Source organism: Enterobacter cloacae complex sp. I3, from assembly GCF_014896175.1.
GTDB lineage: Bacteria > Pseudomonadota > Gammaproteobacteria > Enterobacterales > Enterobacteriaceae > Enterobacter > Enterobacter bugandensis.
In genome coordinates, this window is record NZ_JADBQZ010000002.1 from 193,476 (window position 1) to 216,766 (window position 23,291).

Genomic DNA, 23,291 nt, shown 5'->3' on the forward strand with positions numbered 1-23,291 from the left:
ACAACAGACGGCAAATAGCAGAACATATCGCCAAAACCCCATCACACAGGGTGTATTCCAGTCGAAAAAACTACCTTTAGTTATCGTATAAAATTTAACGCTAAATAACATTTGTAGAAACCGACAATTATACCGCTCAAGATATATGTAACAGATTATTACAAACGTCTTGCCAGATGGGACAGGATAGTGAACATTACCCGCCGTTTCTCCTCCCAATATAACTATAAGGCGGATGGGCTACGGCCATCACGCTATGAACACCCCCGTTAATATGGGATGTAAAAAAAGAGGTATATGTGTCGACTGCAAACAATAAACCAACAGATGAAAGCGTGAGTCTGAACGCTTTTAAACAACCGAAAGCGTTTTATCTCATCTTCTCTATCGAGTTATGGGAGCGTTTTGGTTACTACGGCCTGCAAGGGATCATGGCGGTTTACCTGGTTAAACAGCTGGGTATGTCCGAAGCCGATTCCATCACGCTGTTCTCCTCCTTTAGTGCCCTCGTTTACGGTCTGGTTGCTATCGGCGGCTGGCTGGGTGATAAAGTTCTCGGTACTAAGCGCGTCATTATGCTGGGTGCCATTGTTCTGGCTATTGGCTATGGTCTGGTTGCATGGTCAGGACATGATGCGGCTGTGGTCTACATGGGCATGGCAACCATCGCCGTGGGTAACGGCCTGTTCAAAGCGAACCCGTCTTCCCTGCTCTCAACCTGCTACAGCAAAGATGACCCACGTCTGGACGGTGCATTTACCATGTACTACATGTCCATCAACATCGGTTCCTTCTTTTCCATGCTGGCAACCCCATGGCTGGCCGCGAAATTCGGCTGGAGCGTGGCGTTTGCGCTGAGCTTCGTGGGTATGCTGATCACCGTGGTAAACTTCCTGTTCTGCCGCAACTGGGTGAAAGACTACGGTTCAAAACCTGACTTCGAGCCTGTACATATGGGCAAGCTGCTGGCTACCATCGTGGGCGTTGTCGTCCTGGCGGCGATCGCCACCTGGCTGCTGCACAACCAGGGTATCGCTCGTGCCGTTCTGGGCGTAGTTGCGCTGGGCATCGTGGTCATCTTCGCAAAAGAAGCGTTCGCTATGAAGGGTGCAGCCCGTCGTAAGATGATTGTGGCGTTCATTCTGATGCTGGAAGCGATTATCTTCTTCGTGCTGTACAGCCAGATGCCAACCTCTCTGAACTTCTTCGCTATTCGTAACGTTGAGCACTCTATCCTGGGTATCGCATTCGAACCCGAGCAGTTCCAGGCGCTGAACCCATTCTGGATCATGATCGGTTCCCCGATTCTGGCGGCAATCTATAACAAGATGGGCGATCGTCTGCCAATGCCGCACAAGTTCGCGGTGGGTATGGTGCTCTGTTCTGGTGCGTTCCTGGTGCTGCCGCTGGGGACAAAGTTTGCGTCCGACGCCGGTATCGTGTCCGTTAACTGGCTGATCCTGAGCTACGCGCTGCAGTCTATCGGCGAACTGATGATCTCCGGTCTGGGTCTGGCGATGGTTGCACAGCTGGTTCCACAGCGTCTGATGGGCTTCATTATGGGTAGTTGGTTCCTGACCACTGCCGGTGCGGCTATCATCGCCGGTAAGATCGCGAACCTGATGGCTGTGCCAGAAAACGTGACCGATCCGCTGCTCTCCCTGAACGTCTACGGTACCGTGTTCATGCAGATTGGTATCGCTACGGCGGTTATCGCGGCGCTGATGCTGCTGACCGCGCCGAAACTGAATCGAATGACTCAGGACGACGACAAGACGGCGGAAGCGAACAAAACCGCTACCGCGTGATATTTGAGAGAAACGACAGAACAGAAGCCGCTAAGAGATTAGCGGCTTTTTTTTTGTCCCTTCGCGCACTAACATAGCTGAAACCTCAGCAAAAAGGAGTTACCGATGAAACTGTTCTACAAACCGGGCGCGTGCTCTCTTGCTTCCCATATCACCCTGCGCGAGAGCGGCAAAGATTTCACGCTGGATGGCGTTGATCTGATGAAAAAGCGCCTGGAAAACGGGGATGACTTTTTTGCGATTAACCCAAAAGGGCAGGTTCCGGCCCTGCTGTTGGATGACGGAACTCTGCTGACCGAAGGCGTGGCGATTATGCAATTCCTGGCGGACAACGTACCGGATCGCCAGCTCCTTGCCCCTACCGGCAGCGTCGCACGTTATAAAACGCTGGAGTGGTTGAACTATATCGCCACCGAGCTGCACAAAGGTTTTACCCCCCTCTTCCGCCCGGATACGCCGGAAGAGTACAAGCCGACCGTGCGAGCTCTGCTGGAGAAAAAGCTGCAGTATGTTAACGAATCGCTGAAAGACGATCAGTGGATTTGTGGTTCACGCTTCACCATTGCCGACGCGTACCTGTTTACCGTACTGCGCTGGGCGCGTGCGGTTAAGCTGAACCTGGAAGGGTTGGACCACATCGCATCGTATATGGCGCGCGTGGCGGAGCGTCCAGCGGTGGCCGCAGCGCTAAAAGCGGAAGGGTTGAATTAAGCGAGCCGTCTGTGTTGCCGGGTGGCGCTGACGCTTACCCGGCCTACGAACTCTGGACGATTATAGCCGTGTGGCGATGAAATAGTGCTCCGGCTTCGCGATACGATCCTGTGCCGCGACCACCTGCAGTTCATATTCCTGCATCTCTTTCGTCGCAATCATAATTTCGTATACCGCTGCCGTCACGTGCTCCAGCGCGTCTCTCACCGTTGCACCCTGCAACAGTTTCACCAGCAGCAGCCCGCTGGTCACATCACCCACGCCCACCGGCTGACGCGTGCCGAAATCCACCAGCGGACGGCTGATATGCCATGCGTCATCTTTCGTCACCAGCAGCATCTCAAAACGCTCCTGGGTCAGCCCTGCGCGGGCGAGATGTTTTACCAGCACAATCTCCGGCCCCTGGGCTATCAGCTCGCGAGACGCACGTACAGCCTCTTCTACGCTGTTAACCGGATGCTCGCAGAGGATCTCCAGCTCAATCAGGTTGGGCGCAATGATATCGCTGGCGGGCAGCGCATGGCGAACGTGAAATTCCGCTACGCCAGGCGCCACAATGCAGCCTTTCTCCGGGTGTCCCATAACGGGGTCGCAGAAATATTTTGCCGCCGGGTTTGCCGCTTTCACCTGACGGACGATGCCGAGGATGTGTTCCCCCTGCTCCGCTGAGCCGAGGTAGCCGCTCAGAACGGCGTCGCAGCGCTTGAGCTGGTCGATATCCGCAATACCCTGCACAACCTCTGTGAGGTGCGAAGGCGGCATCACGCAGCCGGTCCATTTGCCGTATTGCGTGTGGTTAGAGAACTGCACGGTATTGAGAGGCCAGACGTTGGCGCCGAGGCGGCGCATTGGGAATTCCGCTGCGCTATTTCCAGCATGTCCAAACACAACGTGGGACTGAATGGCGAGGATGTTCTTCATCTTTTTCTTACCAAACCCTGAACAAACAAAAAGGGCGTGGTTTCCCACGCCCCTCGAGACTTTTACTTACTTCCAGCAGACCAGACAGTAGTTTTTCTTACCGCGGCGCAGCAGCGTGTAGCGGCCATACAGACGATCGCCGTCAACGAAGGTGTATTCCGGATCAGCCTGCTTTTCACCGTTGATGGTGATAGCGTTGGAGGCGATGGTTTTACGCGCCTGACCACGGGAAGGCTGGAGCTCAGAGTCCACCAGCGCCTGCATCAGGTCAGCTCCTTTTTCCATCTCAACCATCGGCACGCCGTCCTGCGCCAGCTGTTCGAAGTCCGCTTCGCTCAGATCGCTCAGCGTACCGTTGAACAGGCTTGCGGTGATGCGTTTTGCCGCGGCCAGGCCCTCTTCACCATGAACCAGTTTGGTCACTTCGTCCGCCAGCACGTACTGGGCACGCGGCGCTTTACCGCTGTTCTTATCTTCCTCTTCCAGCGCATTGATCTCTGCAATGTCCATGAAGGTGAAGAACTTCAGGAAGCGGTAAACATCGGCGTCCGCCGTGTTGATCCAGAACTGATAGAATTTGTACGGGCTGGTTTTCTTCGGATCGAGCCACACCGCGCCGCCTTCGGTTTTACCGAATTTGGTGCCGTCTGCTTTGGTGATCAGTGGAACGGTCAGGCCGAAGACCTGGTTCTGATGCAGACGACGGGTCAGGTCGATACCGGAGGTGATGTTCCCCCACTGGTCAGAGCCGCCGATCTGCAGAGAGACGCCGTGCAGCTTGTTCAAGCAGGCAAAGTCATAGCCCTGCAGCAGGTTGTAGGAGAACTCGGTAAAGGAGATACCCTGATCGTCACGGTTCAGACGCTGCTTAACCGCTTCTTTGTTAATCATCTGGTTAACAGAGAAGTGCTTGCCGATGTCACGCAGGAAGGTCAGCACGTTCATGCCGCCAAACCAGTCGTAGTTGTTAGCAGCAATGGCAGAGTTATCACCACAGTTGAAGTCGAGGAACGGTGCAACCTGTTTGCGGATCTTATCCACCCACTCCTGCACGGTATCTTCGGTGTTCAGCTTACGCTCCGCGGCTTTAAAGCTCGGGTCACCAATCAGACCGGTCGCGCCGCCCACCAGGGCAACAGGCTTATGGCCCGCCATCTGGAAGCGTTTCAGGCATAACAATGGAACAAGATGCCCCAAATGCAAGCTGTCAGCGGTGGGATCGAAGCCGCAATAGAGCGCGATCGGGCCTTGCGCCAGTCGCTCTGCTAACGCTTCCTCGTCCGTCACCTGGGCCACGAGGCCCCGCTCTTGCAATTGTTTAATCAAGTTACTGCTTGCCATCAAATTCTCCATGTATAAACGACTGCACCTTTGCCGGTACACGACTTTTCGCCTGATGCGAAAGGACCATAGAATAAAGCGCAAGCGCGGTGTGCGCTAGCGCTTAAATCAACAAATTTCGGGGATTACGGGGCCAGTCTGTCGATTTTCCAGCCGCCATTCTCGCGCTGGTATAAAAAGCGGTCATGCAGGCGATGCTCACCGCCCTGCCAGAATTCCATCTGCTCAATCGGAATGCGGAAGCCGCCCCAGAAGCTCGGCAGCGGAATTTCCCCCTGCTGGAACTTCTGTTTCAGCTCCAGGAATTTACTTTCCAGCACGCCGCGGGCAGAGATCCGGCTGGACTGTTTTGATACCCAGGCGCCAATCTGGCTGTCGCGCGGGCGGCTGTGGAAATACTTCACCACCTCAAGGGTCGAGAGACGTTCCGCTTTCCCGGTGACCATCACCTGACGTTCAAGCATATGCCACGGGAACAGCAGGCTGATGCGCGGGTTGTTTTCTAAGTGGTGCGCCTTGCGGCTGCCCAGATTGGTATAGAACACCAGCCCTTTCTCGTCGTAATGCTTAAGCAAGACGATGCGCTGATACGGTTGACCGTTTTCATCTACCGTCGCGACGACCATGGCCGTTGGGTCGGCCAGCTTCGCGTCGCAGGCCTGTTTCAGCCAGCGCTCAAAAAGCACGAGGGGTTCAGCGGGAAGATCCTGGCGACGCAGGCCGCCTTTGGTGTATTCACGGCGCAGATGCGCAATTTGCTGCAGTTCGTCGTTATCTGACATGGCGTTAGCTGATCTTGAGATTGGGTGGCGCTATTGTGCGCCGCCCCTGTAAAAATCTCAACGCTTCGGATTTTCAAGCTGGCAGTTGTTCAGCACAATGCGGTCTCGTTTGTAGACCGTGGCGCTGTCGCCTTTCGACCAGAAGACATAGATGCCGTCCGAATAACGCGCCCCGGAGGCCGAGATACCCTGCTTAAGGGTTAGCAGCTTGTTATCGTATACGAAGCTGGCTTCCTGACGCGGGTTATTCAGCTTCACGGTCAGCGGTTTTTCATCGCAGCGATACTCCAGCGTATCGGTATGCATGCGCTCAAGGAACTGGTTATAGACGCTGCATCCTGACAGCAATAAAGGCGCGGCAATAAGAAGAAGTTTTTTCATGGGCGTATTCCGAAGACTTTCCTGGTCCTGGAGGGCATGGCTGCCCCCCTGTTTTATTCCATTCTAACGACGAGGCGCCGCGCTGAATTTCAGTTAACTCTGATTATGACGAGGATTTGCAGGGAAAATCGCCCCGAGGACGCTGGCCTCGCGCGCGCCGGTTACCGACGGCAAATTCCCTGGCAGCCCTGCGATAGTGCGCCAGGCAAGCCAGGCGAAAGCCAGCGCTTCCATATCATCCCCGCTGATGCCGGCCTCGTCCGTCGTGGTCACCTCAGTGCCCGGCAGCAGCCCGGCAAGACGCGCCATCACCAGCGGGTTTCGGCTTCCCCCGCCGCACACCAGCAGGCGTTCGCAGCCGCCGCTGAGCAGCACTTGCTCAGAGATCGACACGGCCGTTAATTCGGCAAGCGTCGCCTGGACATCCTGCGGGGCGAGTGCCGGGAACAGCGCAAGCTGGCGCTCGAGCCAGCCAAAGTTGAAGTATTCTCGTCCCGTGCTTTTCGGCGCCGGTAAGGCAAAATAAGGGTCGCTGAGCATGGACTGCAGCAGCGGGAGAACCACTTTACCCTCGCTCGCCCACTCGGCGTTTTTATCGTACGGTTGACCGCACTGCCGCCAGATCCAGGCATCCATTAACATATTCCCCGGGCCGGTATCGTAGCCGCGAACGGGCTGCCCCGGAATAAGCATCGAGAGGTTAGCAATCCCGCCTATGTTGAGCACCATGCGGCGTTCTGTAGGGTGCGCCAGCAACGCCTGATGGAAGGCAGGCACCAGCGGCGCGCCCTGGCCGCCAAGGGCAATATCGCGGCGACGAAAATCCCCGACGACCGTTACGCCCGTCTTCGCCACAATCTGGTTGTTATCGCCGATTTGCAACGTATGCGGCGCGTCGCCAGTCGGCTCATGCCAGACGGTTTGTCCGTGACACCCGATGGCGACCACATCCTGGGGACGAAGGTGTTCTTTTTGCATTAACGCCTGCACCGCATCCGCAAACAGCGCCCCCAGCCGAACATCAAGTTGACCAAGCTGGGAGAGGGTTAACTGCTGCCCCTGACAGATGCTCAGAATGTCCTCTTTCAGCGAAAGGGGGATTGGCCAGGTCAGGCTCGCCTGCTGTGCCACCATATGTTCGTCAATGGCGGCCAGAACGACATCTACCCCATCCAGACTGGTGCCCGACATCACACCAATGTAGCGACCCGATTTCATGCGCTTTCCTTACGTTGCGTGGGCTAAGGATATCCACTCAACCATAAACAGCGCTCCTTTGCCATCCGACGATAATATTTTTTAACAATGTCTTGCCGGTATGGCGAGTGGCTCCTGTTTATGTCTCGTTAAGTCAAATTCAAGTACAATTTTCTTATTGTTAGTGCAAAGATATGAACTATGGCTCTTTATGCCATATAATTTAGCCATAACGGATGCCTCCAGATGGGCGTTTTTGGTGAACAGGAGATTCAAATGATTGTACGTGTACTGGGCGTTTCGCTGATTGGTTTAACCCTGGCTGGCTGTGTAAACGACAGCTCGCTGTCTGGCGACGTTTACAGCGCTTCTGAAGCAAAACAGGTTCAGAGCGTGACTTACGGTACCGTTGTTAACGCCCGTCCTGTACAAATTCAGGGTGGTGATGAAAACAACGTGATGGGCGCAATCGGCGGTGCTGTACTGGGTGGTTTCCTGGGTAATACCGTTGGCGGCGGCACGGGCCGTTCTCTGGCAACCGCAGCCGGCGCTGTAGCGGGTGGTGTCGCGGGTCAGGGCGTTCAGGGCGCGATGAACAAAACCCAGGGTGTAGAGCTGGAAATTCGTAAAGACGACGGCAGCACCATTATGGTTGTTCAGAAACAGGGCAACACCCGCTTCTCTGCGGGTCAACGCGTCGTGCTGGCGAGCAACGGCAGCCAGGTTACCGTTTCTCCGCGTTAATTAAAAATGGATGTGGTCATCAGGCCACATCCATTTACAATATATATCACTCTCACAAATATATTTACAGAATACATTCACCCCACACATTATTAAACGCGCCATATATTGTTTCTGCGCAAAGTATTTAGCGTGCTAATTGATTAAACTCTTCGCAATCATCTCTTCATAATTATTTTAATTTGTATAACTTTATATGCTTGCGAATAGTCGTTCTGTAAAAGGTCGTTATATCTCGTTCTGTTTCGGTTGCTTGGTCGTCATCGGAATATTACAGGCTTTATTTTCAAAACTGGTTGACTGGGTTCCGTCCTTTTCGCCTCTTTTGTTCCCCACACTCACCATTTTTTTACTCGTGTTTCACCTGTTTATTGCCTGTTTTATGGCAATGAAATACTGGTGTGATAAGCGGCGGCTCTATCTGATTGCCATCTCATTTGCCTTTGCCGGTTCGGCCTTGCTGATGGTCGGAACATTGACCAGCTTTCCGGCGTGGCTGGATCTCTATCAGTTCAACGTTGTGAACTACAACGATGCGATGATCTACTATATGTTCCGCCACCTCTTAATGGCGGTGCTGATGATCGTTTCGGCATTACTTTATCCCACGCGCAATCTGCCCCTTTCACGGTTGGCGCATATCATCATCGTTAGCGGTTCATTTCTTTTTACCGCATGTATGGTGATTCTGGCCTGGATGTATTCCAGCCATTCCCCGTTTCTATCCCTCGATCTGGTTGATAATGAAACGCGGCAGTTTATGGTTCTCTGGAGCCACAGCATTAATATTTCATTAATCGTTCTCTGGGTCGTGACACTAGCCACGCTGATGTTTATTACGCGCGTGCGTAATCTGTTCTGGGTAGGCGGTAATTTTCTGTGTGTCTGCTATGTCGTCACGCTCTCTATGCTGTTGGTAGGCGGACATGCAGAAGATATATCCTGGTATCGCGCCCGATTATTTGAAACCGTCGCGACGCTGATTATTATTTTTGTGCTGCTCTATGATGTCTTCAGGTTGTATCGTGACTCCCATTTGAAGTATCAGCAGTCGTATCAAAATTCGATTCGCGATCCGCTCACGCGCCTTTATAACCGCAGCTATTTTTATGAATCGTTAAACCAGGCGCTGGGCATCGCCAAACCCAGCCGCCCGGTTTCGGTTATCGTCAGCGATCTCGATCGTTTCAAGCGTATCAACGACAACTACGGTCACCTGCAGGGAGATAAAGTCCTGCAGTTTGTCGCCAATCTGCTGATGGACTCCGTACGTCCGCAGGATATCGCAGCGCGAATCGGCGGCGAAGAGTTTGTCCTGATGCTGGCAAACACCTCCGCAGAAGACGCATATCAGGTGGCGGAGCGCATTCGGTTGAAGCTAAGCGGTTTTGATAAAATTAGCAGCGAGGGTCAGTTACCAGAGCCGATTACCATCAGCATGGGGGTGTTTACGGCAACCTCTTCGTCGGTAAGCGCAGAAGCGTGCGTGGAAAGTGCCGATAAGGCGATGTATGAAGCGAAAGAGACGGGCCGTAACCGCGTCGTTGTCTTTAAGTAAAAACAAGGCCTTGCAGATGCAAGGCCGTGTTGTCTGGTCAGTCGCGAGACTGTAGCTCGTGAATGTTTTGCTCAAGGCGCGCAATGAGGCTGATGAGCATTTCCAGCTCCGTCGGTGAAACGCCTGAAAGGATTTCACCGCGCGTTTTGGTGATCACCGCTTCCATTTCAGTGATGATAGGCGCCGCTTTCTCCGTCAGCTTAATGCGCTTGGCGCGACGATCGCTGGCGCAGGTTTGCCGGGAGATCAGTCCCTTCTCTTCCAGTTGGTCAAGCGTGCGCACCAGCGACGGTTGCTCAATGCCTATCGCTTTAGCCAGTTGAATTTGCGACTGGTCGGGCGGCAGCTGATGAATGTTGTGCAACGTGACCCAATGCGTCTGCGTCAGTTCCAGAGGTTTCAGGCGATGGTCAATCAGAGCACGCCAGACGCGTACCAACCTTGCCAGATCAGAACCTAATGGCGATTCCAATTTCATCTCCTTATAATTAGCTTGCTAAGTTATTATACTGATTTTAGAATAGTGTGCAGCATTTGTATTGGCAAAACAAATGCAATACTGCATTCATCGGACTCAAAAGTATGACTTACACTGAATTATGATGCTTCTTCATACTCAGACAAGCCAACGCGGCATTCTGTTCACTGCAAAGGATTTCTGCCTGTGATCTTTTTTCATCGCTCAGAAGGTTTACCCCTTCAGGACCTGATCTTCGGTGCGTCAGTCTACTTTCCTCCCCTGTTTAAAGCCGTGCTGGTGGGCTTTGTTCTCTGGCTCATCGCGCATCGCCTGCTTCGCGACTGGATGTACTCCGGCGAAATCTGGCACCCCATGCTGATGGATCTCTCCCTGTTTGCCCTCTCCGTATGCCTGGGCCTTGCTGTTCTGATCGTGTGGTGAATATGCCTCTGAAAACGCTGAAGTACTTTTCCACCCTGTTCGTTCTTGTCCTCGCCCTGGCTGCTGGATGGTGGTTGTGGAATTATTATATGCAGTCCCCCTGGACCCGTGATGGCAAAGTTCGCGCTGAGCAGGTCAGCATCACCCCCCAGGTGTCGGGAAGTATCACAACGCTGCTGGTTAAGGATAACCAGTACGTTAAAAAGGGAGAGGTGTTATTCCGCATCGATGACACCCCGTATCACATTGCGATTCTGAACGCCCAGGCGCAGCTGGCAAAAGCCCAGTCTGACCTTGCAAAGGCCAATAATGAGGCCAATCGCCGCCGTCACCTGTCGAAAAACTACATCTCCGCGGAAGATTTAGATACCGCCAATATTAACGTCAAGGCCATGCAGGCAAGCGTCAACGTGGCTGAGGCCACGCTGAAGCAGGCGCAGTGGGAGTTAACCCAAACCGTGGTCACCGCCCCCGTCGACGGATGGGTGACCAACCTCTCCGCCCGGGTGGGAAATTATGCCACCGCCGGTCAGCCGGTTTTTGCTCTCGTCGACAGCCACTCGTTCTACGTCGTGGGCTATTTCGAGGAGACCAAGCTTCGTCATATACGTGAAGGCGCACCCGCCGCCATAACGCTGTATAGTGGCTCGCAAAAGTTACAGGGTCACGTGTCCAGCATTGGCCGCGCCATTTACGATCAAAGCGTTGAAACGGATTCCGGGCTGGTGCCTGACATCAAGCCGAACGTACCGTGGGTGCGCCTGGCTCAACGCGTGCCTGTGCGCGTGGAGTTTGACCGTTTACCCGAGGACATCACGCTGGTTTCCGGCACCACCTGCACTGTCTCTATCGGAACCCGTTAATGAAGCTGCAGGCGCTCTCCTGGCAAAACACGCCGTGGATGAAAGCGACGCGCCCCCAGTGGCGCTACGCGCTGCGTAACGGCATTGCCATGTGCCTGGCGCTGACTGTTGCCTATTATCTGAACCTGGATGAACCCTACTGGGCGATGACCTCCGCGGCGGTGGTAAGCTTCCCCACCGTTGGTGGGGTGATCAGCAAAAGCCTTGGCCGTATCGCAGGTAGCCTGCTGGGCGCCACCGCGGCGTTAATTATTGCGGGCCACACGCTGAACGATCCATGGCTGTTCCTGCTGAGCATGGCGGCATGGCTGGGTTGCTGTACCTGGGCCTGCGCCCATTTCACCAATAACGTGGCCTATGCTTTCCAGCTGGCGGGCTATACCGCCGCCATTATCGCCTTCCCGGTCGTCAACGTGCTCGACACCACCGAGCTATGGGATATCGCACAGGCGCGCGTCTGCGAAGTCATTGTCGGGATCCTCTGCGGCGGATTTATGATGATGATCCTGCCCAGCACCTCTGACGGCACTGCGCTTATCACTGCGCTGAAAACCATGCATACCCGGCTGCTGGAACATGCGAGCCTGCTGTGGCAACCGGATACCAGCGATGACATCCGCCTCGCGCATGAAAAGGTTATCGGGCAGATCCTGACCATGAATCTGTTGCGAATTCAGGCGTTCTGGAGCCATTACCGTTTTCGCCGTCAGAACACGCTGCTTAACTATTTACTGCACCAGCAGCTGCGTATGACCAGCGCTATCTCCAGCCTGCGCCGAATGCTGCTCAACTGGCCGACACCGCCAGAAAACACCCGCGCGGTAATCGAAACCCTGCTCGCGGCGCTCGCGCGACCGGATGCGGACATCTATACCGTCGCGAAGATCATCGCCCCGCTCACCCCGATGGATGAATTTGATTATCGCCATCGCGCCTTCTGGCAGCGGCTGAATTACTTTTGTCGGCTATACCTGCGCAGCAGCCGCTGGATTAAGGCGGTAGAGAATGCTACCCCGGTCACGGAGTTCGCCGTTCCCGGCAGCCCGGCTCTCGCACGTCACACCGATTATCTGGAAGCGCTGTGGAGCGGTTTTCGCACCTTCAGCGCACTGATGCTGGTGGGGGCTTGGAGCATTACCACGCAGTGGGAGTCAGGTTCGGCGGCGTTAACGCTTGCCGCTATCAGCTGCGTGCTTTACTCCGTCGCAGCCTCGCCGTTTAACTCGCTTACGCTGCTGCTGCGAACGCTTGTTTTGCTATCACTGTTCAGTTTTGTGGTGAAGTTTGGCCTGATGGTACAGATAAGCGATCTCTGGCAGTTTCTGCTGTTCCTGTTTCCGCTGCTAACTACGATGCAGCTCCTTAAGCTGCAAATGCCGAAACTGGCGGGTCTGTGGGGGCAGCTGATTGTCTTTATGGGCTCGTTTATCTCCGTGACGAATCCGCCGGTGTATGATTACGCCGCTTTTCTGAATGACAACCTGGCAAAGATTCTTGGCGTCGGGCTGGCGTGGCTGGCCTTCGCGGTGTTGCGTCCCGGCTCTGACGCACGCAAAAGCCGTCGACATATCCGTGAATTGCGCAGAGGGTTTGTCGACCAGCTCAGCCGCAAGCCGCATCTGCAAGAAAGCGAGTATGAATCGCTGGTTTATCACCACGTCAGCCAGTTAAATAACAGCCAGGACGCGCTGTCCCGACGCTGGCTGCTGCGCTGGGGGGTGGTGCTGTTGAACTGCTCGCACGTGGTCTGGCAGCTTCGCGCATGGGAAACGCGCTCCGATCCGCTGTCGCAGGTACGTGATGTTTGTATCTCTCTGCTACGCGATGTGATGAGCGAGCGCGGCGTTCAGCAGCGGCCTCTGGAGGCCACACTGGCTGAACTGCAGCGGATCTGCGACACCCTTGCCCGGCATCATCTTCCCGCAGCCCGCGATTTGGCCTCGATAATCTGGCGCCTGCACTGCTCGCTGTCGCAGCTGGAACAGGCGCCTCCGCCAGGAACGATTGGGGATCAGATTACGCCGCAGGCATAGCGCGCCCCGCCGCCGCCAAGCGGTTTAGGCTGATCGGACATGTTATCGCCGCCCACATGGATCATCAGCGCTTTGCCTTTAACCTCATCCAGCTTTTTCAGCCGCGGGGCCACGACCGGATCCGTGGCTTTACCGTCATTGTTTACCACCAGCACCGGCAAGTCGCCCAGGTGTCCCATACCTTCAGGCCCTTCATGTTTTCCTGAATTCTGCGGGTCGAGGTGGCCCCCTGCTGCTTCCGCTGCCGACGGTTTACCCTCTTTCATGGCTGGCTGACAGCTCCCTTTGGCATGAACATGGAAGCCGTGTTCGCCCGGCGGGAGTGCTTTAAGATCGGGTGCGAATTCCAGCCCTTTATCGGTCTCGGTGATTTTCACCGTCCCGATGGACTGACCCACACCCTGTGAGGTGACGAGATTCATTTCTACTTCGTCGCTGGCTGCCTGCGCCCCTGCGCAAACAACCAGCGTGACCAATGCCAGAGTAAAACGCTTCATATGACCTCCGCTGGTTATTTTTTGCCCCTTAAGTGTATACCAGGGGCACAGATTTCACCGGAAAGTCACCTTCTTGCGGTTTAAGGCACGTCGTAACCCAGCGCGGCCTTGCGGATGCGGAACCACTGCTGGCGGGTCATCTGCAGCTCTTCGGCGGCCAGCGCGGAACGGACGCGTTCAATTTTCCCGGAGCCAATAATCGGCAGCGGTTTTGACGGCAGACGCAGGATCCAGGCGTAAACCACCTGCTCTATGCTCTGGGCGTTCAGCTCGAGGGCGATGGTTTCCAGCTCATTGCGCAGCGGCTGGAACGCATCATCATTAAACAGGCGTCCACCACCGAGGCACGACCAGGCCATCGGGCGAATGCGCAGCTGCTGCAGCTGGTCGAGCGTGCCATCCAGCAGCAGCGGCTGATGCACCGGGGAGATCTCAACCTGGTTAGTGGCGAGCGTAAACGGCAGACGAGACTGAAGCAGGGCAAACTGAGCCGGGGTAAAGTTGGAGACGCCGAAGTGACGCACCTTCCCGCTCTGATGCAGACTCAGGAAGGCTTCCGCCACCTCGTCGGCATCCATGAGCGGGTCCGGACGGTGAATCAGCAGCAGGTCGATACGATCGGTTGCCAGATTGACCAGCGACTGCTCGGCGCTCTTGATGATATGGGCGCTGTCGGTGATGTAGTGGCCGAGGGCATGCTCCGGTTTGGCCGTGGTGGCAATACCGCATTTGGTAACGATCTCCATGCGCTCCCGGAGTGCCGGAACCAGCTTGAGCGCCTCGCCAAAGGCGGCTTCACACTGATAGCCACCGTAAATATCCGCATGATCGACGGTTGTTACCCCTAAATCGATATGCTCTTCAATAAAGCTTGCCAGCTGGAGGGGGGACATATTCCAGTCCATCAGGCGCCAGTAGCCCATCACAAAACGGGAGAATTCTGGCCCCTGGGGGGCAAGGGTAATACGCTGAACCATAACATTTTCCTCAAGGACGTGATGTCATGAGTATACGCAATTACCGCATTAAAACAGTGAAGGTTGCTGGGGTTCTTCGGTCTCAGAGGCTTTGTTTGCGCGGATTTTGCGCAGAAGTCGCTGTCTGCAGAGGCGCAGCACATCCTGCTTTTGCGTGTCGCTGAAGTTTTGCCAGTTAAAACGCTCGTCACGGGTACGCATGCACCCGCGGCAATAACCACGTTCATCTGACTGACAAATCCCCCGGCACGGGCTCTGGATGGGGAAAAACTCCAGTTGCTCTGCCACACTCACCTCCGGTTAACCTCTCTCACCTACAGTGAAGACGCTAAAAGCGCCGCGTGCAAGGGCTTTACCACAGTTTTGTGGCATTAAGGTTTCACTAATCTTCCCTCTTTATACTCGCCACATCATGACAATGACAGGTTTTACGATCGATGTGGTTAAGTAAAAAGTTACAATGTAACGACATAAAATTTACTCTGGGCTGTGCACTCTTTTTTACTCTGCTTAACGGGCTGTTTATCCAGCGCAGCTGGGCCATTATTGCCCCTGCGCATCTGCACGATATTCTCTTCGCCGCATCCGTACCGGTGGTGCTGTTTTGTGGCTGGGTCATAGTATTTAGCCTGCTCAATATCCCGTATATCCGTAAGCCGCTGATGATCGTCTTAACTGTCGGGTGCGCTGCGGCAACTTACTTTATGTTTACCTACGGCGCGGTCATCGATCAGAACATGATTGTGAACGTGTTCGAAACTAACTCCCAGGAAGCCACCGCGCTGGTGACCCCGCAGATGATTCTGTGGATTGTCATAGCCGGTCTTGTTCCATCCCTGGTGCTGGCGCTGACCCGTATTCGTACCGGCAAATGGTGGTACGCCCTGCTGACGCGTGTTGCCGCGATGCTCGGTTCCCTGCTGGTGATTATTCTTATCGCTGCAGTGTTTTATAAAGATTACGCGTCGCTGTTCCGCAATAACAAAAGCATCGTCAAAATGGTCACTCCGGCGAACTACGTCAGCGCCGTGGTGAAATACAGCAAGATGCGCTGGTTTGCCGGCGATCAAACGCTGGTGCGGATTGGCGAAGATGCGCACAAAGGCGCGCTGATTACGGGTCAGCAGAAGAAAACCGTTCTGGTGCTGGTCATCGGCGAAGCGTCGCGCGCGGCGAACTACTCCCTCAATGGCTACGGGCGTGAAACCAACCCCGAGCTGAAAAAGCAGGATGTGATTAACTTCCCGCAGGCCTCCTCGTGCGGCACTGAAACCGCTGTATCCGTTCCGTGCATGTTCTCCGGTATGACGCGCAGCAAATACGATGCCGACCTGGCGCACCATCAGGAAGGGCTGCTCGACGTGCTCAACCATGCGGGTATCAACCTCCTGTGGCGCGACAACGACGGTGGCTGTAAAGGTGCCTGCGATCGTATTCCCCATACCGACATGACGCAGTGGAAGCTGAATCAGTTCTGCAAAGACCAGTCCTGTATTGATGACGTGAATTTCTACCGCCTGGACAACGTGCTGGACGGTCTGAAGCAGGACACGGTGCTGGTTATCCACCTGATGGGCAGTCACGGCCCGGCGTACTATCGCCGTTACCCGGATAATTTCCGTAAATTCACCCCCACCTGCGACACCAACGAAATTCAGGATTGCGACCATCAGGCGCTGATGAACACCTATGACAATACCATCCTGTATACCGACAGCATGGTCAGCAAAACCATTGATGCGCTGAAAGCCCGTCAGGCGAACATGAACACCGCGCTGATTTACCTCTCGGATCACGGGGAATCGCTCGGTGAAAGCGGTATTTATCTGCACGGCACGCCGTACATGCTGGCGCCGGAGCAGCAGACGCACATTCCGTTTATGTTCTGGCTGTCCCCGGACTATGCGAAAAACTTTGGCATCAACGCGCAGTGTTTACGCGACCACGCAGCAAAAAATGCGGTTTCGCAGGACAATTTATTCTCGACGGTGCTGGGCATGATGGACGTTAAATCAAGCGTTTATCAGCAACAGCTGGACATTCTGAATGCGTGTCGCCGGCAACAGCGCTTGCATTAGACCGAACGGTCTATTAGAGTGAATCCATGAGCAGAAATACTGAACACGACACGCGCGAACATCTCCTGGCGACCGGCGAGCGGCTGTGCATGCACCGCGGCTTCACCGGTATGGGGTTGAGCGAGCTATTAAAAACCGCTGAGGTACCGAAAGGGTCGTTTTATCACTACTTTCGGTCCAAAGAGGCCTTTGGCGTGGCGATGCTGGAGCGGCACTATGCTGCTTACCACCAGCGCCTCGCGACCCACTTCGCCACGGGGGAAGGTAACTATCGGGATCGTGTTCTGAACTACTACCAGGAAACGCTGAACCAGTTCTGTCAGCAGGGCATTATCAGCGGATGCCTGACGGTTAAACTCTCTGCCGAAGTGTGCGATCTCTCAGAAGATATGCGCACGGCAATGGATAAAGGCGCCAGCGGCGTTATCGCCCTGCTGGCGCAGGCGCTGGCGAAGGGGCGCGAAGAAAATACGCTCGCCTTCCCCGGGGATCCCTTAACGCAGGCTCAGGTGCTCTACTCCCTCTGGTTAGGCGCCAACCTGCAGGCTAAAATTTCTCGCAGTGCCGTGCCGCTCGAAAGCGCGCTGGCACATGTGATAAGTACGATTACTGCGCCTGGCGCTTAGCAGGCGTTTTTATTTACGTTATTACTAGTCGACTGGTCTACTCAGGAGTCGTTATGTCAGCTGAAAAATTATTTACCCCCTTAAAAGTGGGTGCCGTCACCGCGCCAAACCGCGTGTTTATGGCTCCGCTTACCCGTCTGCGCAGCATTGAGCCGGGTGATATCCCAACCCCACTGATGGGTGAATACTATCGCCAGCGCGCCAGCTCTGGCCTGATCATCACTGAAGCCACGCAGATTTCTGCTCAGGCCAAGGGATATGCGGGTGCGCCGGGGCTGCACAGCCCGGAGCAGATCGCCGCATGGCAGAAAATCACCGCGGGCGTTCACGCTGAAGACGGTCGCATTGCGGTCCAGCTGTGGCATACCGGTCGTATCTCCCACAGCAGCATTCAGCCTGGCGGTCAGGCGCCGGTTTCAGCGTCTGCCCTGAACGCGAACACCCGCACCTCCCTGCGCGATGAAAACGGCAACGCGATCCGCGTCGACACCTCTACGCCACGCGCGCTGGAGCTGGATGAGATCCCGGGTATCGTGAACGATTTCCGTCAGGCCGTGGCCAACGCCCGCGAAGCCGGTTTTGACCTGGTTGAACTGCACTCCGCGCACGGTTACCTGCTGCACCAGTTCCTGTCACCGTCGTCTAACCATCGCACCGACCAGTACGGCGGCAGCGTCGAAAACCGCGCCCGCCTGGTGCTGGAAGTGGTTGACGCCGTTTGTCAGGAGTGGAGCCCGGACCGTATCGGTATCCGCGTCTCCCCAATCGGTACGTTCCAGAACGTCGACAACGGTCCGAATGAAGAAGCGGACGCGCTGTATCTGATTGAAGAGCTGGCGAAGCGCGGCATTGCCTATCTGCACATGTCCGAGCCGGACTGGGCCGGCGGTAAGCCTTATACGGAAGCCTTCCGTCAGAAAGTGCGCGAGCGCTTCCACGGGGTGATCATCGGTGCGGGTGCTTATACCCCTGAGAAAGCCGAAGATCTGATTAATAAAGGGCTGATCGACGCCGTGGCGTTTGGCCGCGACTATATTGCCAACCCGGATCTGGTTGCTCGACTGCAGCAGAAAGCGGCCCTGAACCCGCAACGTCCTGAGAGCTTCTACGGCGGCGGCGCGGAAGGCTACACCGACTACCCTTCTCTGTAATCTCGCCATTGTTCATTGATAGCGGCGACACTTCGCCGCTATACTAAAACATCGTTTCTGTTCAAAAAAATAGTCTATTCCATTGGTTAATGAGGAAATTATGCGCCTACTTCACACCATGCTGCGCGTTGGCGATCTGCAACGTTCTATCGATTTCTACACTAACGTCCTGGGCATGAAGCTGCTGCGCACCAGCGAAAACCCGGAATATAAATACTCGCTGGCGTTCGTGGGTTACGGCCCGGAAACGGATGAAGCGGTCATTGAACTGACCTACAACTGGGGCGTGGACAGCTATGAGCTGGGCACCGCCTACGGCCATATCGCGCTGGAAGTGGATAACGCGGCCGAGGCGTGTGAACGCATTCGCAGCAACGGCGGTAACGTCACGCGCGAAGCCGGCCCGGTAAAAGGCGGCACCACCGTTATTGCCTTTGTAGAAGATCCGGACGGTTACAAGATCGAGCTGATTGAAGCCAAAGACGCGGGTCGCGGTCTGGGCAACTGATCCTTCAGGGCGCAACATGCGCCCGTAGTTTTACTGCATCACCCTGCAAAATTTGCCATAATGCGCACTGCTTTTTCCCCTTGTAAGAGACCCTGATGTCCGATAACGCTCAATTTAGCGGTCTGTGCGACCGTTTTCGTGGTTTTTATCCCGTTGTCATTGATGTAGAAACAGCCGGATTTAACGCTAAAACCGATGCGCTGCTCGAAATTGCCGCCATCACGCTGAAGATGGATGAACAGGGCTGGCTTACACCGGACACCACGCTGCATTTCCACATTGAACCTTTCGAAGGGGCAAACTTACAGCCGGAGGCGCTGGCGTTTAACGGTATCGATCCGCATAACCCGCTGCGTGGTGCAGTCAGTGAATATGATGCGCTGCACGCCATATTTAAAATGGTGCGTAAAGGCATGAAAGAGAGCAACTGCAGCCGCGCCATCATGGTAGCCCATAACGCCACCTTCGATCACAGCTTTACCATGGCCGCAGCCGAACGCGCGTCGCTCAAACGCAACCCTTTCCACCCGTTCGTGACCTTCGACACCGCCGCGCTAAGCGGCCTGGCGCTGGGACAAACGGTTTTATCCAAAGCCTGCATTACGGCGGGTATACCGTTTGACGGTACCCAGGCGCACTCCGCCTTATACGATACGGAGCGCACCGCAGAGCTGTTCTGTGAGATCGTCAACCGCTGGAAGCGTCTGGGCGGCTGGCCGCTGCCGATGGGCGACAGTGAAGAATAAAAAAAAGCGACCTCTTCAGGTCGCTTTTTTATTAACGCAGAAAATTATTCAGCGTCCGGCTCTTCCGTTTTGTACTTCGCCGCCGTCTCTTTGATCAGCTGCTGCAGTTCGCCACGCTGATACATCTCAATCAGGATATCGCAGCCGCCCACCAGCTCGCCGTCTACCCACAGCTGCGGGAAGGTCGGCCAGTTAGCGTATTTTGGCAGCTCAGCGCGGATGTCCGGGTTCTGCAGGATATCAACGTAAGCAAAACGCTCACCACAGGCTGACAGCGCCTGAACCGCTTGCGCGGAGAAGCCGCAGCTTGGCAGCTTCGGAGAACCTTTCATATACAGCAGAATCGGGTTTTCAGCGATCTGGCGCTGGATTTTTTCAATAGTGGTGCTCATGTCTTGCTTCCTTTAACTTCTGTTACGGCAATAGTCTGACATTGTAGCGGGTCAGGCTGGCATCGGAAAATAACATTTTCGTCACGTTTATATATTTTACCCCGACTCCACAAAAGTTGCATTGCAAATGGTGTTTACCCCTTCGCCCGTCAGGGTTTTGCTTAGGGAGTGAACAATTGTGCGTCAGAACGATGAATTTTTTTGCACTTGCTAACGAAACACGTTTTTAGATTGAAAAATGCTATTAACTTCTCGGGTTTTTATGGATTAGAATCGACGGGCTTTGTAAATCACACGCGGGTATTATTGATGACCTGCATATATCAGGGGACTGCCCAGTGGCGCGGATAACTAAAATCTCGATCACGCTCTGTGCTTTACTGTTTACATCACTCACGTTAACGCCAGCGGCAAACGCCTCTCAGCAGGCGCGGCAATCTGCTGTACAAAAAAGCCATCTGGTGAAAGCCACAGAACGTAAGAAAAAAACCAGCAGCAAGAACGACAAGAAAAAAACTACCGCTCAGACTAAACAAACCGCTTCCAGCAAGACGAAAACAAAATCTTCCCGCACTACCCGCACCGCCAAAAATAAAGCTTCGCAGACCGCCGCTAACCTCGTTACAGAAAAATGCATTACCCGTAAAGGCCATAAAGCAAAATGCACGAAGGTAACAAAGCTGGCGGATGTGCATAAAGTGCGTGTGCAAAAAGCGCAAAAAACCGCGATGAATAAACTGATGGGGCAGATTGGCAAACCTTATCGTTGGGGCGGCAGTTCGCCGCGTACCGGTTTCGACTGCAGCGGCCTCGTCTATTACGCCTATAAAGATCTGGTTAAATTCCGTATTCCACGTACCGCCAATGAGATGTATCACCTGCGCGATGCGTCACCGGTTAACCGGGGTGAGCTGGAAAACGGCGACCTGGTCTTCTTCCGCACGCAGGGTCGCGGTACGGCTGACCACGTGGGCGTCTACGTCGGCAACGGGAAATTCATCCAGTCTCCGCGCAGCGGTCAGGACATTCAAATCACCTCGCTCAGCGAAGATTACTGGGTACGTCATTACGTCGGCGCGCGTCGCGTCATGACGCCAAAAACCATTCGTTAATCCCTGCCCTGCCGCATCTGCGGCAGGGTAAGTTCCTCTTTTGCATACCCTTTCAATTTGCTATCCTGTCCTTGTTGTCTGTAGGGTTATTGGCAACACAAAATACAATAAGGAGAGAAGCAATGTCGTTCGAATTACCTGCACTACCGTATGCAAAAGACGCCCTGGCACCGCACATTTCTGCGGAAACCCTGGAATACCACTACGGCAAGCATCATCAGACGTACGTCACTAACCTGAACAACCTCATCAAGGGCACCGATTTTGAAGGCAAAACGCTGGAAGAGATCGTTCGCAGCTCAGAGGGTGGCGTTTTTAACAACGCGGCTCAGGTGTGGAACCACACTTTCTACTGGCACTGCCTGGCGCCGAATGCCGGTGGCGAACCTGCCGGTGAACTGGCAGCCGCCATCAACACCGCCTTTGGCAGCTTTGCAGAGTTTAAAGCGAAGTTTACCGATGCCGCCATCAAGAACTTCGGTTCTGGCTGGACGTGGCTGGTAAAAGAGGCGGATGGCAAACTGGCTATCGTGTCCACGTCTAACGCGGGCACCCCGCTGACCACCAGCGCTACGCCGCTGATGACCGTGGACGTGTGGGAACATGCTTACTACATTGATTACCGCAATGCGCGCCCGAACTACCTGGAGCACTTCTGGGCTCTGGTTAACTGGGACTTTGTCGCGAAGAACTTCGCCGCGTAAGAGACACGCAGAAGGGGTAACCCTTCTGCGTTTTTGCTTATTCAGCCGTGCAAACCGCTTCAGGCTGTTTACGGCCGGACATCATCACCAGCAGCAGGCCGAGCGCGGCAATAATCGCCCCCATCACCGGCACAAAACTGTACCCCAGACCGCCTGAAATCACGGCGCCTCCGGCGGCGGCGCCCAGCGCATTGCCGAGATTGAATGCCCCGATATTCACGGAAGACGAGAGACCCGGCGCCTCATGGGCGACACGCATCACGCGCATCTGCAGCGGCGGCACCACGGCAAAGGTGGCAGCGCCCCAGACAACCATCGCAATCGCCGCGCCGAATTCATTCTGCGCCAGCCACGGGATCGCGACCATAATGACAATCAGCAGGGTTAAAAAGCCCTTCAGCGTGCCGCTCACGGAACGGTCGGCAAATTTCCCGCCGAGATAGTTGCCAATCGAGAAGCCCACGCCAATCAGCACCAGCATCGCGGTAACAAAGAGTGGCGTTGCGTGGGTAATGTCGTGTAAGACCGGCGAGATATAGGTATAGAGGGTAAACATCGCCCCTGCCCCGAGCACGGTGGTAAGCAGCGCGGAGAGCACCTGCGGGCGCACCAGCACCGACAGCTCTCTGCGTACGTCAGGGCGTTCACCCGCGCTGCCTTTTGGCAGGGAGAAGAACAGCGCCAACATCGCGACCACGCCCAGTCCGGCCGTCGCCAGGAAGGACATCCGCCAGCCAATGACCTCACCCAGCCAGGTTGCCGCGGGAACACCGCCGATGTTAGCGATGGTCAGCCCCATAAACATGGTGGCCACGGCGCTGGCCTGCTTGTGTTTTGGCACCACGCTTGCGGCCACGACCGAGCCCAGACCAAAGAAGGCACCGTGGTTGAGGCTGGTCAGAATGCGCGACAGCATCAGAGTGGTGTAATCCGGCGAAATGGCCGAAAGCACGTTGCCCAGGGTGAAAATCGCCATCAGGAAAATCAGCGCATTGCGGCGCGCACGGTGCGAAAGCAGAAGCGTCATCAGCGGCGCCCCCACCATCACGCCGATGGCGTAGGCGCTGATTAACATCCCGGCGGCCGGGATCGAGACGTCCACGCCCCGGGCGATAACGGGCAGTAACCCCATCGGGGAGAATTCAGTGGTGCCAATCCCAAAAGCGCCAATCGCCAGGGCCAGCAGGGGAAAATTAATTTTCATGCGTCAACTCCGGATGCCGTGTCATGTGGTGACACAGAACAAAGAAGCGGAAAGCA

At 55.0% G+C, this 23,291-nt stretch carries 25 protein-coding genes; 14 read left to right on the top strand and 11 right to left on the bottom strand.

The features are described from left to right. The first annotated feature begins 299 nt into the window (after positions 1–299). Both dtpA and gstA read left to right on the top strand, forming a co-directional pair. Positions 300–1,808: a dipeptide/tripeptide permease DtpA gene (gene dtpA, locus IM271_RS02200; protein WP_028012913.1), complete on the top strand. Its 1,509-nt coding sequence runs from the start codon at positions 300–302 to the stop codon at positions 1,806–1,808. A gap of 105 nt (positions 1,809–1,913) precedes the next feature. Then, positions 1,914–2,519 carry a glutathione transferase GstA gene (gstA, locus tag IM271_RS02205; RefSeq protein WP_028012912.1) on the top strand — a complete coding sequence of 202 codons (606 nt, stop codon included), beginning with the start codon at positions 1,914–1,916 and terminating at the stop codon, positions 2,517–2,519. A gap of 60 nt (positions 2,520–2,579) precedes the next feature. Here the strand turns inward: gstA and pdxY are convergent, their stop codons facing one another. The 5 genes from pdxY to anmK all read right to left on the bottom strand — a co-directional run bounded on the left by pdxY (position 2,580) and on the right by anmK (position 7,162). Next, positions 2,580–3,440 (bottom strand): pyridoxal kinase PdxY, encoded by an 861-nt coding sequence (pdxY, locus tag IM271_RS02210; RefSeq protein WP_193052109.1) that lies wholly within the window; start codon positions 3,438–3,440, stop codon positions 2,580–2,582. A gap of 66 nt (positions 3,441–3,506) precedes the next feature. After that, entirely contained in the window at positions 3,507–4,781 is a 1,275-nt protein-coding gene (gene tyrS / locus IM271_RS02215; RefSeq protein ID WP_028012910.1) for a tyrosine--tRNA ligase, read from the bottom strand. A gap of 125 nt (positions 4,782–4,906) precedes the next feature. Continuing rightward, on the bottom strand, positions 4,907–5,563 hold the full coding sequence (gene pdxH / locus IM271_RS02220) for a pyridoxamine 5'-phosphate oxidase (protein ID WP_028012909.1): 657 nt from the start codon (positions 5,561–5,563) through the stop codon (positions 4,907–4,909). Between the two features lie 57 nt (positions 5,564–5,620). Continuing rightward, on the bottom strand, positions 5,621–5,944 hold the full coding sequence (gene mliC / locus IM271_RS02225; protein ID WP_126345686.1) for a C-type lysozyme inhibitor: 324 nt from the start codon (positions 5,942–5,944) through the stop codon (positions 5,621–5,623). Between the two features lie 93 nt (positions 5,945–6,037). Then, positions 6,038–7,162, bottom strand: a complete 1,125-nt coding sequence (gene anmK, locus IM271_RS02230; RefSeq protein ID WP_028012907.1) for an anhydro-N-acetylmuramic acid kinase — start codon at positions 7,160–7,162, stop codon at positions 6,038–6,040. A 255-nt stretch (positions 7,163–7,417) separates the two neighbouring features. On the opposite strand from anmK, the gene slyB reads away from it, so the two are divergent. Together slyB and IM271_RS02240 are read left to right on the top strand one after the other, a co-directional pair. Continuing rightward, a complete protein-coding gene (gene slyB / locus IM271_RS02235; RefSeq protein WP_028012906.1) occupies positions 7,418–7,885 on the top strand; it encodes an outer membrane lipoprotein SlyB in 468 nt (155 codons plus the stop codon). Positions 7,886–8,081: 196 nt separating this feature from the next. Beyond that, positions 8,082–9,443: a GGDEF domain-containing protein gene (locus IM271_RS02240; RefSeq protein ID WP_063153894.1), complete on the top strand. Its 1,362-nt coding sequence runs from the start codon at positions 8,082–8,084 to the stop codon at positions 9,441–9,443. 37 nt (positions 9,444–9,480) lie between these two features. Here the strand turns inward: IM271_RS02240 and slyA are convergent, their stop codons facing one another. Beyond that, a complete protein-coding gene (gene slyA, locus IM271_RS02245) occupies positions 9,481–9,921 on the bottom strand; it encodes a transcriptional regulator SlyA (RefSeq protein WP_028012904.1) in 441 nt (146 codons plus the stop codon). 186 nt (positions 9,922–10,107) lie between these two features. Here slyA and IM271_RS02250 point away from each other — a divergent pair, with 186 nt between their 5' ends. Genes IM271_RS02250 through IM271_RS02260 form a run of 3 tightly spaced genes read left to right on the top strand, consistent with a single transcriptional unit; the run spans position 10,108 to position 13,240 of the window. After that, a complete protein-coding gene (locus IM271_RS02250) occupies positions 10,108–10,344 on the top strand; it encodes a DUF1656 domain-containing protein (protein WP_028012903.1) in 237 nt (78 codons plus the stop codon). A gap of 2 nt (positions 10,345–10,346) precedes the next feature. Then, positions 10,347–11,207, top strand: a complete 861-nt coding sequence (locus IM271_RS02255) for an HlyD family secretion protein (protein WP_063438365.1) — start codon at positions 10,347–10,349, stop codon at positions 11,205–11,207. Continuing rightward, positions 11,207–13,240, top strand: coding sequence for an FUSC family protein (locus IM271_RS02260; protein ID WP_193052110.1), 2,034 nt, complete (start codon positions 11,207–11,209; stop codon positions 13,238–13,240). The genes IM271_RS02255 and IM271_RS02260 overlap by 1 nt, the downstream gene beginning before the upstream one ends. Here IM271_RS02260 and sodC read toward each other — a convergent pair. From sodC to IM271_RS02275, 3 genes are all read right to left on the bottom strand, one after another. After that, complete coding sequence (gene sodC / locus IM271_RS02265; protein WP_028012900.1) at positions 13,219–13,737, bottom strand: superoxide dismutase [Cu-Zn] SodC; 519 nt, start codon at positions 13,735–13,737, stop codon at positions 13,219–13,221. The genes IM271_RS02260 and sodC overlap by 22 nt on opposite strands. An 80-nt stretch (positions 13,738–13,817) precedes the next feature. After that, on the bottom strand, positions 13,818–14,714 hold the full coding sequence (locus tag IM271_RS02270; protein ID WP_193052111.1) for an aldo/keto reductase family oxidoreductase: 897 nt from the start codon (positions 14,712–14,714) through the stop codon (positions 13,818–13,820). Positions 14,715–14,762: 48 nt separating this feature from the next. Further along, a complete protein-coding gene (locus tag IM271_RS02275) occupies positions 14,763–15,002 on the bottom strand; it encodes a DUF1289 domain-containing protein (protein ID WP_028012898.1) in 240 nt (79 codons plus the stop codon). A 149-nt stretch (positions 15,003–15,151) separates the two neighbouring features. Here IM271_RS02275 and eptA point away from each other — a divergent pair, with 149 nt between their 5' ends. From eptA to rnt, 5 genes are all read left to right on the top strand, one after another. Continuing rightward, complete coding sequence (gene eptA / locus IM271_RS02280; protein ID WP_193052112.1) at positions 15,152–16,792, top strand: phosphoethanolamine transferase EptA; 1,641 nt, start codon at positions 15,152–15,154, stop codon at positions 16,790–16,792. Between the two features lie 26 nt (positions 16,793–16,818). After that, positions 16,819–17,418 (top strand): TetR/AcrR family transcriptional regulator, encoded by a 600-nt coding sequence (locus tag IM271_RS02285; RefSeq protein WP_047368408.1) that lies wholly within the window; start codon positions 16,819–16,821, stop codon positions 17,416–17,418. 53 nt (positions 17,419–17,471) lie between these two features. Beyond that, positions 17,472–18,569, top strand: coding sequence for an alkene reductase (locus tag IM271_RS02290; protein ID WP_028012895.1), 1,098 nt, complete (start codon positions 17,472–17,474; stop codon positions 18,567–18,569). 100 nt (positions 18,570–18,669) lie between these two features. Next, the gene (gloA, locus tag IM271_RS02295) at positions 18,670–19,077 is read left to right on the top strand and encodes a lactoylglutathione lyase (protein ID WP_013096923.1); all 408 of its coding nucleotides are present in this window, start codon (positions 18,670–18,672) and stop codon (positions 19,075–19,077) included. Between the two features lie 95 nt (positions 19,078–19,172). Continuing rightward, entirely contained in the window at positions 19,173–19,823 is a 651-nt protein-coding gene (rnt, locus tag IM271_RS02300; RefSeq protein ID WP_028012894.1) for a ribonuclease T, read from the top strand. Positions 19,824–19,867: 44 nt separating this feature from the next. Here rnt and grxD read toward each other — a convergent pair whose 3' ends face one another. After that, positions 19,868–20,215: a monothiol glutaredoxin 4 gene (gene grxD, locus IM271_RS02305; RefSeq protein WP_003832760.1), complete on the bottom strand. Its 348-nt coding sequence runs from the start codon at positions 20,213–20,215 to the stop codon at positions 19,868–19,870. A gap of 338 nt (positions 20,216–20,553) precedes the next feature. On the opposite strand from grxD, the gene IM271_RS02310 reads away from it, so the two are divergent. Together IM271_RS02310 and sodB are read left to right on the top strand one after the other, a co-directional pair. Next, complete coding sequence (locus tag IM271_RS02310; RefSeq protein WP_028012893.1) at positions 20,554–21,327, top strand: C40 family peptidase; 774 nt, start codon at positions 20,554–20,556, stop codon at positions 21,325–21,327. A gap of 122 nt (positions 21,328–21,449) precedes the next feature. Beyond that, positions 21,450–22,031, top strand: a complete 582-nt coding sequence (gene sodB, locus IM271_RS02315) for a superoxide dismutase [Fe] (protein WP_063438362.1) — start codon at positions 21,450–21,452, stop codon at positions 22,029–22,031. Between the two features lie 37 nt (positions 22,032–22,068). Here sodB and IM271_RS02320 read toward each other — a convergent pair whose 3' ends face one another. Continuing rightward, the gene (locus tag IM271_RS02320) at positions 22,069–23,235 is read right to left on the bottom strand and encodes an MFS transporter (protein WP_193052113.1); all 1,167 of its coding nucleotides are present in this window, start codon (positions 23,233–23,235) and stop codon (positions 22,069–22,071) included. Positions 23,236–23,291: the final 56 nt, after the last annotated feature.

Bases quoted from the DNA above. Each gene is read 5' to 3' on its own strand.
- sodB (WP_063438362.1), top strand. From the start codon at position 21,450: ATGTCGTTCGAATTACCTGCACTACCGTATGCAAAAGACGCCCTGGCA.
- pdxH (WP_028012909.1), bottom strand. From the start codon at position 5,563: ATGTCAGATAACGACGAACTGCAGCAAATTGCGCATCTGCGCCGTGAA.
- slyB (WP_028012906.1), top strand. From the start codon at position 7,418: ATGATTGTACGTGTACTGGGCGTTTCGCTGATTGGTTTAACCCTGGCT.
- rnt (WP_028012894.1), top strand. From the start codon at position 19,173: ATGTCCGATAACGCTCAATTTAGCGGTCTGTGCGACCGTTTTCGTGGT.
- gloA (WP_013096923.1), top strand. From the start codon at position 18,670: ATGCGCCTACTTCACACCATGCTGCGCGTTGGCGATCTGCAACGTTCT.
- IM271_RS02320 (WP_193052113.1), bottom strand. From the start codon at position 23,235: ATGAAAATTAATTTTCCCCTGCTGGCCCTGGCGATTGGCGCTTTTGGG.
- grxD (WP_003832760.1), bottom strand. From the start codon at position 20,215: ATGAGCACCACTATTGAAAAAATCCAGCGCCAGATCGCTGAAAACCCG.
- IM271_RS02255 (WP_063438365.1), top strand. From the start codon at position 10,347: ATGCCTCTGAAAACGCTGAAGTACTTTTCCACCCTGTTCGTTCTTGTC.
- pdxY (WP_193052109.1), bottom strand. From the start codon at position 3,440: ATGAAGAACATCCTCGCCATTCAGTCCCACGTTGTGTTTGGACATGCT.
- IM271_RS02270 (WP_193052111.1), bottom strand. From the start codon at position 14,714: ATGGTTCAGCGTATTACCCTTGCCCCCCAGGGGCCAGAATTCTCCCGT.
- IM271_RS02285 (WP_047368408.1), top strand. From the start codon at position 16,819: ATGAGCAGAAATACTGAACACGACACGCGCGAACATCTCCTGGCGACC.
- slyA (WP_028012904.1), bottom strand. From the start codon at position 9,921: ATGAAATTGGAATCGCCATTAGGTTCTGATCTGGCAAGGTTGGTACGC.
- mliC (WP_126345686.1), bottom strand. From the start codon at position 5,944: ATGAAAAAACTTCTTCTTATTGCCGCGCCTTTATTGCTGTCAGGATGC.
- IM271_RS02290 (WP_028012895.1), top strand. From the start codon at position 17,472: ATGTCAGCTGAAAAATTATTTACCCCCTTAAAAGTGGGTGCCGTCACC.
- tyrS (WP_028012910.1), bottom strand. From the start codon at position 4,781: ATGGCAAGCAGTAACTTGATTAAACAATTGCAAGAGCGGGGCCTCGTG.
- gstA (WP_028012912.1), top strand. From the start codon at position 1,914: ATGAAACTGTTCTACAAACCGGGCGCGTGCTCTCTTGCTTCCCATATC.
- anmK (WP_028012907.1), bottom strand. From the start codon at position 7,162: ATGAAATCGGGTCGCTACATTGGTGTGATGTCGGGCACCAGTCTGGAT.
- eptA (WP_193052112.1), top strand. From the start codon at position 15,152: ATGTGGTTAAGTAAAAAGTTACAATGTAACGACATAAAATTTACTCTG.
- IM271_RS02260 (WP_193052110.1), top strand. From the start codon at position 11,207: ATGAAGCTGCAGGCGCTCTCCTGGCAAAACACGCCGTGGATGAAAGCG.
- IM271_RS02240 (WP_063153894.1), top strand. From the start codon at position 8,082: ATGCTTGCGAATAGTCGTTCTGTAAAAGGTCGTTATATCTCGTTCTGT.
- sodC (WP_028012900.1), bottom strand. From the start codon at position 13,737: ATGAAGCGTTTTACTCTGGCATTGGTCACGCTGGTTGTTTGCGCAGGG.